General features: G+C 42.3%; 15 protein-coding genes. 9 read left to right on the top strand and 6 right to left on the bottom strand.

The window, feature by feature from the left end; genetic code table 11:
• The first annotated feature begins 52 nt into the window (after positions 1-52).
• The 3 genes from AC4QJR_RS24885 (at position 53) to AC4QJR_RS24875 (ending at position 1875) form a co-directional block, all read left to right on the top strand.
• Positions 53-580, top strand: a complete 528-nt coding sequence (locus AC4QJR_RS24885) for a PepSY-associated TM helix domain-containing protein (RefSeq protein WP_496524534.1) — start codon at positions 53-55, stop codon at positions 578-580.
• 180 nt (positions 581-760) lie between these two features.
• Positions 761-1732, top strand: coding sequence for a UDP-glucose 4-epimerase GalE (galE, locus tag AC4QJR_RS24880; RefSeq protein WP_098575066.1), 972 nt, complete (start codon positions 761-763; stop codon positions 1730-1732).
• Entirely contained in the window at positions 1708-1875 is a 168-nt protein-coding gene (locus AC4QJR_RS24875) for a hypothetical protein (protein WP_496526759.1), read from the top strand. The genes galE and AC4QJR_RS24875 overlap by 25 nt, the downstream gene beginning before the upstream one ends.
• A 77-nt stretch (positions 1876-1952) precedes the next feature.
• Here AC4QJR_RS24875 and AC4QJR_RS24870 read toward each other — a convergent pair whose 3' ends face one another.
• Entirely contained in the window at positions 1953-2654 is a 702-nt protein-coding gene (locus AC4QJR_RS24870) for an SH3 domain-containing protein (RefSeq protein WP_496524533.1), read from the bottom strand.
• 268 nt (positions 2655-2922) lie between these two features.
• On the opposite strand from AC4QJR_RS24870, the gene AC4QJR_RS24865 reads away from it, so the two are divergent.
• On the top strand, positions 2923-4191 hold the full coding sequence (locus tag AC4QJR_RS24865; RefSeq protein WP_496524532.1) for a dicarboxylate/amino acid:cation symporter: 1269 nt from the start codon (positions 2923-2925) through the stop codon (positions 4189-4191).
• Positions 4192-4337: 146 nt separating this feature from the next.
• Positions 4338-5171 (top strand): YitT family protein, encoded by an 834-nt coding sequence (locus AC4QJR_RS24860; protein WP_496524531.1) that lies wholly within the window; start codon positions 4338-4340, stop codon positions 5169-5171.
• A gap of 51 nt (positions 5172-5222) precedes the next feature.
• Here AC4QJR_RS24860 and AC4QJR_RS24855 read toward each other — a convergent pair whose 3' ends face one another.
• Positions 5223-7271: a molybdopterin oxidoreductase family protein gene (locus AC4QJR_RS24855; protein ID WP_496524530.1), complete on the bottom strand. Its 2049-nt coding sequence runs from the start codon at positions 7269-7271 to the stop codon at positions 5223-5225.
• Positions 7272-7496: 225 nt separating this feature from the next.
• Between AC4QJR_RS24855 and AC4QJR_RS24850 the strand changes: the two genes are divergently transcribed.
• Complete coding sequence (locus AC4QJR_RS24850; protein ID WP_496524529.1) at positions 7497-7994, top strand: hypothetical protein; 498 nt, start codon at positions 7497-7499, stop codon at positions 7992-7994.
• 108 nt (positions 7995-8102) lie between these two features.
• Here AC4QJR_RS24850 and AC4QJR_RS24845 read toward each other — a convergent pair whose 3' ends face one another.
• Positions 8103-8549, bottom strand: a complete 447-nt coding sequence (locus AC4QJR_RS24845) for a DUF6376 family protein (RefSeq protein ID WP_496524528.1) — start codon at positions 8547-8549, stop codon at positions 8103-8105.
• 380 nt (positions 8550-8929) lie between these two features.
• Here AC4QJR_RS24845 and AC4QJR_RS24840 point away from each other — a divergent pair, with 380 nt between their 5' ends.
• A complete protein-coding gene (locus tag AC4QJR_RS24840; protein WP_496524527.1) occupies positions 8930-9373 on the top strand; it encodes a ferritin-like domain-containing protein in 444 nt (147 codons plus the stop codon).
• 79 nt (positions 9374-9452) lie between these two features.
• On the opposite strand, the gene AC4QJR_RS24835 is transcribed toward AC4QJR_RS24840, so the two are convergent.
• Positions 9453-9734: a hypothetical protein gene (locus AC4QJR_RS24835; protein WP_496524526.1), complete on the bottom strand. Its 282-nt coding sequence runs from the start codon at positions 9732-9734 to the stop codon at positions 9453-9455.
• Between the two features lie 358 nt (positions 9735-10092).
• Here AC4QJR_RS24835 and AC4QJR_RS24830 point away from each other — a divergent pair, with 358 nt between their 5' ends.
• Together AC4QJR_RS24830 and AC4QJR_RS24825 are read left to right on the top strand one after the other, a co-directional pair.
• Complete coding sequence (locus AC4QJR_RS24830; RefSeq protein WP_251461072.1) at positions 10093-10701, top strand: transposase; 609 nt, start codon at positions 10093-10095, stop codon at positions 10699-10701.
• A complete protein-coding gene (locus AC4QJR_RS24825; protein WP_098575059.1) occupies positions 10686-12179 on the top strand; it encodes a YifB family Mg chelatase-like AAA ATPase in 1494 nt (497 codons plus the stop codon). Before AC4QJR_RS24830 ends, AC4QJR_RS24825 begins: the two co-directional genes overlap by 16 nt.
• Before the next feature lie 130 nt (positions 12180-12309).
• On the opposite strand, the gene zupT is transcribed toward AC4QJR_RS24825, so the two are convergent.
• Positions 12310-13125, bottom strand: coding sequence for a zinc transporter ZupT (gene zupT / locus AC4QJR_RS24820; RefSeq protein ID WP_098575058.1), 816 nt, complete (start codon positions 13123-13125; stop codon positions 12310-12312).
• Positions 13126-13242: 117 nt separating this feature from the next.
• On the bottom strand, positions 13243-14625 hold the full coding sequence (locus AC4QJR_RS24815; protein ID WP_496524525.1) for a S1C family serine protease: 1383 nt from the start codon (positions 14623-14625) through the stop codon (positions 13243-13245).
• Positions 14626-14684 lie beyond the last annotated feature (59 nt).

Here is a 14684-nt window from a genome sequence, read left to right as displayed (position 1 = left end):
CAGAATAGAGCACGCTACACGAAATAGTCATATCAAATCTAAAAAGAGGAGAATGTATATGAAGAAAACAAGAAAGGCACACTTATGGATTGGTTTAATCTGCTCGATCTTTATCTTAATCGAGTCGGTTACGGGATTATTGATGAATGAGCCATGGTTAATCGGCCAGACACAAATGGAAGGAAATAGAGGCAATTTCCAGCCAGGGCAGTTTAATCGAGGAGACATGCAGCAAGGAACAACGACTAATTCAGGCCAAACCCAAGGCACAGCTCAAGATCAATCCCAAGCTCAAGCACCAAATGGAGCAAACTCAAACGGTCAACCTGGTCAAAATGTAGCAGCTAACCAATTTCCAGGTCGCCCAGGGGCTGGCGGTGAAGGTGGATCGACTTCTATCACAGGCATCATTAGAGGTCTTCACGAAGGAAAAATAGGCACAACCAATGTAAAATGGCTGGTAGACTTAGTGGCTATCGCATTGATCTTCTTAACCGGTACAGGCATATACCTTTCAATAAAAGTCCTCAAAGCCGACAAAAAAAGAAGAAAACGAAATGCTGACGGGCAAGTGGCGTAAAACGGAGTACAGTTAAGTTAGGGTGTCAGGCACCATGTGAAAAAAATCACATGGTGCCTGACACCCTTTTTCAATGAAGGGCGCCTGCGCTTTTCTTGCAATTTCATAAATTATGTTGTTTTTTCGACAAAATGTTATAATAGTGAAAGTAATTGAAATTCTAGCTAAGGGGAAATGAATATGATTCTCGTCGTTGGCGGAGCAGGCTATATTGGTAGCCATCTTGTGAAGGAATTAGTAGAAACAGAAGAAGTGGTTGTTCTTGATAATTTAACGACCGGTCACCGAGCGGCAGTGGACAGCCGGGCAGTCTTTGTTGAAGGTGATTTAGGTAATGAAGAAGATTTACAAATGATCTTCAAAAGTTACCCAATCAAGGCGGTCATGCATTTTGCAGCCTTTAGCTTGGTTGGGGAGTCTGTTGTTGATCCGTTGAAATATTATGAGAACAACGTGGCAGCTACTCTTACTTTGTTAAAAGTCATGATTAAAAACAATATTAAAAACTTTATTTTCTCTTCAACAGCAGCTACCTATGGAATTCCAGATGTAGAGTTGATTGATGAAACTACTCCAACTAGACCGATTAATCCGTATGGACATTCCAAACTGATGATTGAACAAATCCTGTCAGATTTCTCGAAATCCTATGGATTAAACTATGTGATTCTGCGATACTTCAATGCAGCAGGTGCCCATGCATCAGCAGTAATCGGCGAGAGTCATGACCCAGAGACTCATTTAATTCCGATTGTCCTTCAACAACTGTTAGGGCAGCGAGAAAAGATAGCTGTTTTCGGATCAGATTATGATACCGCTGACGGTACATGTATTCGTGATTATATCCATGTCACTGATTTAGCAAGTGCGCATATCCTTGCCCTCGAGGCGTTACTGGCTGGGAAGAAGTCAACTGAGATTTATAACCTTGGCAACGGTCTAGGTTATTCGGTGAAAGAAGTTATTGAAACATGTGAAAAAGTAACAGGTATAGAGGCGAACGTCGAAATGGCCGATCGCCGTGCCGGAGACCCAGCCATGCTTGTTGCTTCCTCCCAAAAGATTCATTCCGAACTTGGCTGGAAGGCTGAACGGAACTTAGAAAGAATTATTGAGGATGCCTGGAAATGGCATCAGCAGCAACAGTATTAAAATTGGTGCCTGACACCAACACCATAACTCTATTAAAAAACACTGGCCTCAAAAACTTTCGGGCCAGTGTTTTCTTTATTCAGCTAACAATACTGACCTCGCAGCCATTACCCATTGAAGTGTCAGAGTATAAAAATCCGTAAAAAACCATGCTAATAACCAAATATACATAAAGGGTAACTCTCTCCTAGTGGGAGTAACCCTTTATTTTGTAATGAGATTATTTCTTCTTCAAACTTACTAACTCCATGACGGTTATTCCGTCGCGTACCGTTTTCACTTGCCCGATATTTTTCGCATAGTAGTAAATATACCCGGAATCTTCCTTTACCTCGATACAGTTTTTAAACGTCCCAGCTGGCGTTTTCACCGTCATTTTTAAGGAGGTAATCCGAGCTTGTCCTTCTCCCTCATAGCCGATATCCCATTTCAGGCCGACCTTCGCTGGATATTTGATATCTATATAATATTCGGAGTCAATATACCCGGTATAGAGTCCTTTACTGTCTTCGCCGACAATGAATTTTTGCTTATCAGAAGAAGTGGCGTAGTACCAAATGTCCCAAGAATCATATTTTTTTCCTGTCGGGATTAATTGGTAGCTTCCTTCCGTCCCTTTATAGGTATAGACTTTGGTCTTATCGATCAAGAAGCTGGCCCGTTTGGTAATAAACTTCAAATACTTTGTGGACACATACGCTTTTTTAGACTTGTATTTAATTTGCGACCAGCCCGATTTGGTTTTCGAATAAACTGTTACTTTGGTGCCTTTTTTGAGGACGCCTTTTTTCTTGGAATGCGTCGTAGGCTTTTCACGTACATTTAGCGCTTTCGTATTTACGGTTGCAGAAGATGTAGAGGCTGCGTAGGAAACCGTTTGAAAAGGTATGAGGATCGTTAGGAACAGTGTTAGTGCAATCAATACTTTTATGAATTTTTTCAGAATAATCCCTCCATTTCTATCTTAATTGTATGGAAGGGAGTTCTATTAATAAATGAATATAAATACAAAAATATAGACAATATCCGTGCTTGTCCGTGTTCGAAATTTGTAGAATTATAGGGGATGTGCATTTTGTTGAAGTATTTTTCGTTCATAAGTTTCAAGGTTTAGACTTAATTGCTCATTTACCTGTCCGTCGAACTTAGGTATGATTTTCATAGGTACATATTGAAGGGCTGTGAAAGGTTTGAAATTATTCTATAAAAATTATCGATTTACCCTTATCTTGCTAACTGCTATTATCGTGGGCGGGGCTGCAGGTTTGATATTTGGACCAAAGGCTGCACTTGTTAAGCCGTTTGGGGATTTATTCTTAAATTTAATGTTCATGATGATCGTCCCATTAGTGTTTTTCAGCATTGCTTCTGCGATTGCCAATATGAATGGGATGAAACGGCTTGGAAAAATCATGGGCAGTATTTTGGTTGTGTTCTTAGTAACAGCTTCAGTGGCAGCGATTTTGGGCTTAACAGGTGCCTCCATCATTCATCCGATTGAACATGCCGATATCGCTTCGATTAAAGCGGTAATGAGCCAAACATCTTTTGAGAATAATCCTGAGAAATTGTCGTTTCTTGACCATCTCGTTGCCACCTTTACGGTAGGAGATTTCAACTTATTGTTATCAAGAAGTAATATGCTGCAATTGATTGTCTTTTCGCTGCTATTTGGGATTTCCACTGCGATGGTTGGGGAAAAAGCAAAACCTGTGGCTAACTTTTTATCGGCTGCAACGGCAGTCATGATGAAGATGGTCAGTATTATTATGTACTATGCACCGATTGGACTAGGCTGTTATTTTGCTACGGTGATTGGTGAACTTGGGCCGCAAATTCTAGAGGGGTATGCCCGCTCCTTTGTATTATATCTGATACTTGCCGTGATTTATTATTTCGGATTCTTCACCCTGTATGCCTTTATTGCCGGGGGCAAGGACGGTGTGAAGGTTTTTTGGAAACATGCGATTACACCATCGGTTACAGCGATTGCCACTTGCTCAAGTGCTGCATGTATTCCGGTCAACTTGGCCACAGTCAGAAAGATGGGGGTGCCGAAGGATATCGCCGAAACGATTATTCCGCTTGGTGCGAATACGCATAAGGATGGATCCGTGTTTGGAGGTGTGCTGAAAATCGTCTTCTTATTTGCGTTGTTCGGGAAGGATTTAACGAGTATCCCGAATATTTTAAGCGTCTTAGCGGTCGCCTTTTTAGTCGGTGCGGTGATGGGGGCGATTCCTGGCGGAGGGATGATTGGTGAGATGCTAATTATCAGTGTGTATGGCTTCCCGCCAGAAACCTTGCCCATTATCGCCGTAATCAGTACGATCATTGATGCCCCGGCAACACTGCTCAACTCCACCGGAAACACCGTGTGTGCAATGCTGGTCACACGCTTAGTCGAAGGGAAGAACTGGTTGAACAAAGCCTTTAAAAGCGAAGAACTTGGTGCCTGACACCATCAAATGATGAAAAAATGCTGCGAGAATGATTGGGTTCTTGCAGTATTTTTTTTGTTTCTTGTGGCGCAAATGTTAATTGATGGCTAACATTTCTTAGGGTAAGATTAGGTGATATAAGGAGAAACAAAAGGATGGTTTTTATGAAGAGGACGGTAAAGGATATTTTTTATATTTTACTAGGGGCGCTCATTTTTGCCTTAGGGGTCAATTATTTTACGATTCCCAATCATCTTTCAGAAGGCGGCATTTTAGGGATTACGATTATTGCCCACTATTTGTTTGACTGGTCACCAGGTGTCGTAAATTTTGTCTTGAATGTGGCGCTGTTAGCGGTGGGATATAAATTTTTTGAAAAAAGAACCTTTATATATACGCTAATTTCGATTGCAGCCTGCTCGTTGTGTTTGTATGTAACGGAGGATGCTGGGCATCGACTGACCGAGGATACATTTTTGGCATCGATCTTTGCTGGTTTGCTGGTTGGAGTAGGGTTGGGGCTGATTTTCCGGACGGGAGGAACATCGGGAGGATCAACGATTTTAGCAAGACTGACCAACCAATTGCTAGGCTGGAGCATTGGCAAGGGGATGCTGATTATTGACATTGTAGTCGTAGTGGGATCGATTTTCATTATTGGCTTAGAAAAAGGAATGTATACGCTGTTGATTGTGTTTATCGGGGCAAAAGCGATTGATTTCATTGTTGAGGGATTGGATGAAAAGGTAGCCGTACTGATTATTTCGAATACGCCTGAGCAGGTGTTGACCAATATTACGAGTCGAATGTCCCGAGGGTTAACGGTGCTAGACGGGCGCGGCGGCTACACAGGGCAGAACAGAGAAGTCCTCTACATCGTCATCAATAAGCAGGAAATCGTCCAGCTGAAAAGTATAATAAAAGAAACAGACAAGAACGCCTACGTCACCGTCCACAATGTCCACGAGATGATCGGGCATGGATATAAGGCGAGTTAATTTTAAGTTTAAGTTGGTGCCTGACACCCAAGAGGGTGTCAGGCACCATTTTTATCTTTTTGATACACTTACACGCCCTGAGAAGAAGGTGGCGCCGCCGCCCATATCGGCGATTCGGTCGGGAGTAAGTGCGTTTACTAGCTGTTTCGAGTCGGCATTGGCTGTATCGGCCCAAAGACCTTGCGTCACCACGACTCCTGGCAGGACTTGCTCACCCACAGAAACCTTCAATTCACATTCACCGCGCTGGTTCCAGATTCGAACCATATCGCCATCTTCAATTCCCTCCGATAAAGCATCAAGATGATTCATATAGACTTTCGGCTCTTTTTCCAATGTCATATGTTTTTGATTGTTGGAAAAGGTAGAGTTTAAGAAATTATGATTTGGGCCCGGAACAAATTGGTATCGGTGGTCCCCATCGTCCTCTAAAGGTATGTAAGTTGGCAATGGGGGATACCCATCCTTTTTCATCTTCTTAGAAAATAATTCAATTTTTCCACTAGGGGTTGGGAGGTTGCCAGGAAATATCGGTTTTACCTTGGCCTTCATGAATGTTTGTTCCACTAATGATTCATAGTTAATCCCGTTTAAATAAGGGTTGCGTGGATTATCCAAGGCTTGTGCAATCATCACCGCTTCCGTTTCCTGAAAAAGTGGTTCCGTGAAATCCATCCCCTCGGCAAGCAATCGGAACACCTCAACATTGGATTTTGACTCAGCAAATGGTTCAATGATCGGCTGCTGCAACTGAATGTAGTGATGCCAATACGATGTGTACATGTCAGTGTTTTCAAAAGAGGATGTTGCCGGTAAAACGATATCCGCATATTTGGCTGTTTCGGTTAAAAATAAATCATGGACCACCGTAAATAAATCTTCGCGCGCTAGACCTTTTCTGACTTTATTTGTATTAGGTGCTACCACGGCAGGATTTGAGCCGTACACATAAAGTGACTTCACTGGCGGTTCTAGAGCAAGTAACGTGTCACCGAGAAGGTTCATATTGATCACGCGGGTCTGTTTATTTTTTAATAGATCCGGTCGTTGCAAATGCGCGGTATTCGGTGCCAGATAGGCCGAATTTCCTTTGATTGCGCCGCCGCCTTTGACAAGCCATTGGCCTGTAAGGGCGGGAAGGCAGGAGATTGTCCGGACGAACATGCCGCCATTGTCATGATGCTGGGGACCATTACCGATGCGAATAAACGCAGGTGATGTTTCACCGTACAAGCGGGCCAGTTTGTATATATCCTCTACTGGGACACCTGTGATCGCAGAAACGGTAATTGGGTCATATTGGATGACATGCTCACGCAGTTCCTCGTGACCGATTGTATACTTTTCTAAAAAGTCTTGGTTGATCAGGTTTTCGGCAAATAGAATGTGCATCATTCCCAAAGCGAGGGCACTGTCCGTGCCAGGCAAAATCGGAATAAACCAATCTGCTAATCTGCCAGTTTGATTTTTGAGAACATCAATAACGATGATTTTAGCCCCGTTTTGTTTACGGGCTTTTTGAGCAAGGGCGACTTGATGCATGTTGGTGCTGGCCGCATTAATTCCCCAAAAAATGAAGAGCTTTGAATCAATTGTATCTTCCGGGTCGATGCCGATGCTGCCGCCCATGGTGTACTTATAGCCTTCTGAGCCTGCTGCGGAACAAATGGTTTGATCTAATCGGGAAGCCCCGAGTCGATGGAAGAAACGGCGGTCCATTCCCTCGGCATTAAGCCGGCCCATATTTCCGTAAAAACTGTAGGGAAGGATGCTTTCGGGTCCGTTAGATTCTATTAAATTGCTCCACCGGGAGGTAATGGTCTCGATCGCTTCCGCCCAGCTGATTCGTTCGAACTTGCCTTCACCTTTAAGGCCGGTGCGTTTTAGCGGGTATTTCAAGCGATTTTCATCATAAATCCGTTCTGTCATATTTCGGACTTTGTTGCAAATATGCCCTTTGGTGACCGGATGTTCGGGGTCACCCTCCACTTTAATAATCCTCCCATTTTCCTTATGTAGAAGTAACCCACACTGATCCGGACAATCAAGCGGGCAAACCCCATGAAAAATACCTTCCCGTTCCTGAATAAAAGAACTCATAGCCCTATCCATCTCCTTTCGTGTTTGGTGTAAGTGTTTGGTGTAAGTGTCGGTGTAGAGTTTGGTGTCAGGCACCGCTTGTGGACAACTGTTCCTCTGGGGGAGACAGTTCCCGCATGTTAAATGCTAATTTCTAATATTGCTACTATCATAACATCAAATTCTTGGATATGAACAAATATGGTATGCTATTTTTAGTGGCCATCGAGAGGCGGGGATTGGTTTATGAAGAAATGGAGAATGCTGGGAGTGGCGATTATGCTGGTATCACTAATGGCGGCATGTGCCAAAGAGATACCTCACACCAACACATCCAAAGATAATGTCATCGTTTTAGATAAAGAAACAATCAAAGGATTTGAAAAGGGGATTCTGGTCGGAACGCCGCTGCGATTAGATAAAAAAATCCACTTAGCAGATGTCGAAAAAGTTTGGGGCAAATATGAAGAAATGCATGATCACGAAGATATAAATACCTATGTCTATACAATAAAAAATCGACGGGTCGTAATTGATGAAGAGGAATTAAAAACACTTTACATGTTTCACGTCGAGATTGGAATTACCAGAGAAGAGATTTTAGCGAAAATGGGGAACCCGACAAAAGGGAAAAAGACAGGGAAAACGCTTGTGTATCAAAAAAGGGATTACCGGGTCACCTTCGGATCTATTGATGATAAAACGTGGAATTTAATCCTGTATAAGGTCCCACAAGATCATTAAGCCTATTTTATTTAGGAGAATACAAAAAATAAAATGGGCCACATTGAGAAGTTCCATTCAATGTGACCACATTCATAGAATACTTGAACTAAGGTTTCGAATTCGCTGTTACTGACCAAGTTGTTTTATTTGATCAAGGATGTTGCTTATTTCTTGGACACTTTGAAAAATTTCTGTGTTTTCAAGGGTAGAAGGGTCGAGTAACCCATTATGGATATTTTTTAAATATAGATCTATGCCAGCAGTTAATTTGTTGTTTTGGTCAACAAGTTGCTGATGTAAGTCGGCTGCTATTTCCGGTGCTTGAAGTTTATTGAATGAATTGATTTCTTGTTTCATTTCTTGAAGCATCGTTTGCAGTTTTTTTGTGGCCTGCTGATCGCTTACGGCTTGTTGCGCAATAGATGGAGCATCATTTGCAAAAGCTGTCGCTTTATTTAGATAGTCCGATGCATCATTTACATAGGAGAGAGTATCCTTCGCCTCATTTAGCATGGAGCAGCCACTCAGGATAAAAAGAATCGCCGCTGCTAAACCTAATACCTTCATTTTCATGTAGAAACCTCCGTTTTATCAGATTTTGTATGGGAAGAGTATGCTGAGTTAGGACCCAAACGTGATACTAAGTAAATCTACGTCCGTAAATAATCTAATCATTATCATATGGTTTGAGATTTATTTCGTTGCTGATGCATAAGCAGTTTAGGAAGCTAATATCAATAAAAATAGTAAGTACTTTGATTCGTTAGAAATTCCGCTTACTTCTGAAAGCATCCCTTAACCCATTCTTTCTAAAAGTGTAAAATCCTAAACGGGTGTCAGGCACCATCGTTGATATTTTCATATTGTTTTTAGTGAAAAGTACAGAATAGTAAGCACCCTAGAGTCTCGTCTCACGTAGGATATTTTTGAGATAAAATGGGGGAGGTTTTACTATGTATCCGTACACGAATTATTACGATGCTTTATATAGACAAAATAATAAATTGATTAGAGAAGTGGAAAAAGCGATTCATGGTGAGTACAACGCTATCCATTGTTATAGCAAATTAGCAAAATTGGCTTCCAATGAGAAGGAGAAAGGTCAAATCCTTGAAATACGCCAAGATGAAATAAAACACCATAAACAATTTGAACACATTTATACTCAGCTAACCGGGCGAAAGCCACAACAACCGAAGCTCAGCGAGGAATGTCCTGATGTTTACCTAGAGGGACTAGAATTTGCCTTGCAAGATGAGCAACTCACGGTGGATTTTTACCTGGAAGTCGCTGATGGTACTTCGGATCCAACTATAAAAGAAGCATTTCGGAGAGCGGCCGCCGATGAGCAAAATCATGCAGTCTGGTTCTTGTACTATTATGCTAAAAATAAGTAAAATTGGTAGGGTTAACGGTCAAAAAACCACCCTTGTCACTGATGGCAAGGGTGGTTTTGAGTGTGTGTATTAGTGGTTATTAATCCCCGCCGCTGTCTCCACCTGAATCCCCGCCAGAATCCCCGCCAGAATTGGTATGGCCATTATCATTCGAGTAGTCTGAATCATTGTGATAATCATTTACATAATCATTGCTATCAGATCCTTTTGGTCCTTTTCCAATACTCGGAAAGATAAAAAAGGCCGCGATTATAGCTAAGGTTCCAAAGAACTCCTGCACTCCAAAAATAAGATAAATCCCATAGATGAGAAGCAATCCACCCAACAGCCATTGAATGATTCTTACCGCGTTCAGAGACAACCACCCCCAAATAAAAAGTAAGAAAAATAAAGCCATACAAAATAAATATTACATTTTAGGTCTTTTTATACATCTTTTATGGTGTTATGGTGATAAATGGTGTCAGGCACCATCTGTGGACATCTGTCTTTACTGGGTGGACAATAGGTGTGGTGCTGAATGTTATCTGGGATATCGTGAATTTTGGTGTGTTGTGCAGGATTTTGGGAAGTGGTGTCGAATCAATGTGTTAGTGGTATACTTTTTCGTTTCCTGTATGGGGGAGCGGTCTTTCCCACATCTTCACACATCTACCCCTATCTCCCTCGACTCCACCTGTTTTTATCCCGCCCCATTAATTTTTAAGGAGTGATTTACAATGGTTCGCAGTGTTCGCCTTTGGTACAAAGGTGCGAAGTATCATGTTACGAGCAGAGGCATTAGAAGAAGTTCCCTTTTTTTCGACAATGATGATTTTGAGAAGTATCTGGCCCTATTGAAAGAAACAAAAGAGCGTTATCCCTTTAACCTTCACACATACTGCTTAATGACGAATCATATCCACCTGCAGCTTGAAACACTAGAAACCCCGCTAAGTACAATCATGAAACATCTCAACACTAAATTCGCTAAATATATTAATAAAAAATATAATTTCTCTGGTCATGTGTTCGAAAAGCGATACGGTGATGAACTTCTTAATTCTCCTGAATACGAGATAGACGTAAGTAAATACATTCATTTAAATCCAACTTCAGCAGGGATGGTGGTAAATCCTGAGGATTATCCTTGGAGCAGCTGCCGGGCCTATATCTTCGGTGAGAGTATCCCTTTAATTGACCCCCAACCACTTCTTTCCTATTTTCCCGATCCGCCCCTTTCACACTATGAAAATTATCTAAACGCACTACCCACAGACAAGTTTTTTTGGGAAGATGGAAAAATTCATATGCTCGATAAGGAGGATGTGAGATGTGGGCTAAAGTAACGAGTATCGCCTTAAAAGGGATGGAAGGATATCGTGTAAATGTAGAGGTTGGCTCTTATGTAGGGAACGATTCCTTTAAAATTGTTGGTCTGCCGGATGCGGCGGTGAAGGAATCCAAGGAGCGTATCATTGCTGCGCTTCGAACATTAGGTTATCATCTATCAGGCCAGAAAATTACCATTAATTTATCACCTGCAGATCAAAAAAAATACGGTTCCATGTTTGACTTGCCGATGGCGATAGCGGTTCTGCAGAGTTTGCATGAACTCGATATAATAGTTGCCGAGGATACAGGATTCCTGGGAGCATTATCGTTAGATGGCTCCATTCAGCCAGTCGAAGGGATGCTGCCTGCTGTCCTTGCTGCAAAGAAACTAGGGATACAAAAGCTTTATATCCCTTTTAATGAAGAATTGCCTGTATTAGAACTTGAACCAATGGAAATTATCTATGTTTCTAGTTTGCAGGAGGCAATCTCACATCTTTCAGGACAATGGGTTCCTTCTTTTAAAAAAAGACAAAAGGACGAGAGATTTACCAGCATTACTTATTTAGATATGAAGCAGATTATAGGGCATAAAGGGGCCAAGCACGCTTTAGAGATTGCAGCGGCAGGAGAACATCATGTGTTACTGACTGGCCCGCCCGGTTGTGGAAAAAGTATGTTAGCTGAATCTTTTCCTTCTATTTTGCCTTCACTAACTAAAGAGTCGTTACTTGAGGTTATCAGTTTGTATCAATTGAGTCAGAATTCTTATCCCCCATCTAATATGCCGCCTTATCGAAATCCGCATCACTCCGCTTCAGGAGTTTCTATTATCGGCGGAGGACAATACCCAAAGCCTGGTGAAATATCCTTAGCCCATCGTGGTGTTTTGTTTCTTGATGAAATCGGGGAGTTTTCGAAAAAAACTTTAGATATGCTCCGTCAGCCATTAGAAAATGGGTTGATCATGATTAGTAGAACGCATGCGACCATTACATACCCAGCATCGTTTATATTAATCGCAGCGATGAATCCATGCCCCTGTGGCTATGAAGGTTCAAATACGCATTATTGTACTTGTACAAGGAAGCAAATAATGGCTTACCAGAATAGGCTTTCTGGCCCGCTTAGGGATCGTTTTGATATTAATCTTACTTTAGGGCCGATTGATTTTAACTCTGCTGTACATGAAAAGGAAGGTGAGTCCTCTAAAATTGTCCGGGAACGAGTGGAGGAGGCGAGGGACAGACAATATGATCGATATGGGAGAGAGGTTTGTAACGGAAGAATCCCCTATGAAATCCTATTGGACAAAAGCCCTTTAACCGGTGTACAACAATCTAGGTTACAGCGACTAGCTCTTAAAAATAACTGGAGTAACCGGACACAAATCAAAATTATCCGACTAGCTCGTACGATCTCAGATCTGCAATCAAGCCGTTCCATAACCGACCAAAGCATATCGGAAGCCATCCAGTTGAATGAGGTGTGAACGCCCAAATAAAAGGACAGTATGGAACAGCGACCTTCATTAATTTAGGTGTCAGGCACCATGTGAAAAATTCACATGGTGCCTGACACCAACATCCTCAACATCCCCAACACCTGCTGACCGCAGTCTCTTATATAAACAATAACAGGCTGAGGGCCATTACTGCCATTCCTCCCATTAATCCGTAGATTGATAGATGTGCCTCGTCGTATCTTTTTGCAGCGGGCAGTAATTCGTCGAGGGAGATGAAGACCATGATCCCGGCAACCGCTGCAAAAATAATTCCGAACATGATTTCGTTCAGAAACGGCATTAAGAATAGGTAGGCGGCTAATGCCCCGACTGGTTCAGATAAACCAGACAAGAATGATAGTTTAAAGGCCCGCTTTTTATCCCCTGTCGCAAAATAGACAGGAACAGAAACGGCAATGCCCTCTGGTACATTGTGAATCGCAATCGCAACGGCAATGGCAATCCCAAGGGCAGGGTCTTGCAGCGCCGAAGTGAAGGTGGCAATCCCTTCCGGAAAGTTATGAATTCCGATTGCGAGGGCTGTAAATGTGCCCATTTTTAACAAATCTGGTTTTTCTCCAGTACTCGTACTTCCTCCCCTCGTCATGTCCTCTACTTTCTTTAGTTCATGGGGGTTACTTTGCTTGGGAATAAATTTATCAATGCTGGCTATTAACAGCATCCCAGCAAAAAATCCGCCGACCGTTAACCAGTTTCCTAATCCAACGCCCAAGGAATCTACAAGAGCTACCTTGGCCTTTACAAAAATCTCAACCATCGACACATAGATCATCACACCTGCAGAGAATCCGAGAGTTACTGATAAAAATTTAGTATTGGTATGTGAGGTAAAGAACGCAAGGAGGCTGCCAATTCCTGTTGCCAGCCCTGCAAACAATGTTAAACCAAAAGCTAATAACAGATTTTCAGTCACTGTGATCACTCCTTCATGAACTGAATTCCGTATTTATAGAAAGGGGACGTAGTCTCCGCTACATCCCCTAAATCTATAGGTTTATACCAATATATTATATTGGTGTCAGGCACCAGATTATTCCTCGTCTTTTTTCTGCTTTTTCTGTGCCTCTTGGAGGGCGAGGAGGATGTCTTGGACGTCGATTTTCCCGTCGTTATTTAGGTCTGTTAGTGTATTTTCTGGCCCTGTTTCCGGCGGTGTTGCTGTTGTCGGGGTTGGAGCAGTCAGTGCCTGAGCAACAGCTGGCTGCTTCGGTCTAAAAGCAAAGGTAAACAACAAGAGAATGATAATGAGAACTCCAGATACACCATCCACGATATAGAAGGTTGTGGCGTAATCAGACCAGAGTGTCTTGCTGCTGCCCATCTTTTTCTCAGCATTCGCGATATATTGTTTGATTTCGGAATGATTTGGGTAAATCCGCTGAACCGCCTCGAATTTTTCTAACGCATGCTTATAGTAGCCGCCCCAGTAAAGATTAAGTCCTTCTTGGTAAAGTTTATCCGTTTCGCTCTTTGCATTTTTCGCCCCAGCTTGGTTTACAAATTCTTTGACCGTATTAACAGGAACGGCAAAGTTAAAGCCTTGAACTTCTTGGCCGTTGACTGTGTCTCCCCTAAAGGTGAGCAGGCCAATGATTTCCCCTTTTGTGTTGATGACCGGCCCGCCGCTATTTCCATGAGTGGCAGCCGCATTAATTTGAATGACCGGGCTTCCTTGATCTGTCTTTTTGGAAGTAGCCGAAATTTGTCCAGCATTCATCGAAGAAACCAGCGATGAATCAGGTGATAATAGATCCGAATCGGCAGCAGCAGGATATCCGCTGACCCAAACATTATCTTGGTTTTGGATATTATCTGAATCACCAAGAGGTAAAGTCGGCAGATTTTTGCCCTCAATTTTTAAAACCGCCACGTCTTTTCCTTCGTTAATTGGGGCACCATAGCTTTTTACTTCCCCATCAAGGACATCTCCGCTAGGTAAAATTACTTTTAAAACCTTTTGAATTCCCGAGTATTGTGTGTACTGGACCATATATTTATAGGCAGTTTCATAGTCGACTTTGAAATAATCCGCGATGATTGTTACAAGTTGTTCAAAGGCAGCATTGGCAATTTCTGCATCTTCCTGTTGGGTCGCTTCCACCACATGTGCATTCGTAACGATATAGCCGTTCGAGCTAATAATGGCCCCTGAACCCGAGCCTCCCACAACAGATTGGTTATTTAACTTCTCTAATATGGCGATAACTTCAGGATCATACGGATTATTAAACTGCCATTGTACAACAGCATAATCTACAATTCGAACCACTGCTGGCTTCGAGTATTCCGCAAGTTTTTGGGCTTGAGCGATTTTGCCAGCCTGTGGTTTAAGATTGATTAGGAATATAGAAGCCACCATGACCGCAATAAGCAGCAAACTGATAGGGATGGTAATAAGGGCCCTTTTTTTCAAAATATTATTCACTCCTAGGTTGGATATTTTTCGAAATTTACTCTGCAATATATTCGCCC

The sequence above is a fragment of the Neobacillus sp. BP17 genome (assembly GCF_059579525.1).
This window is presented reverse-complemented; position numbering and strand designations above follow the sequence as displayed.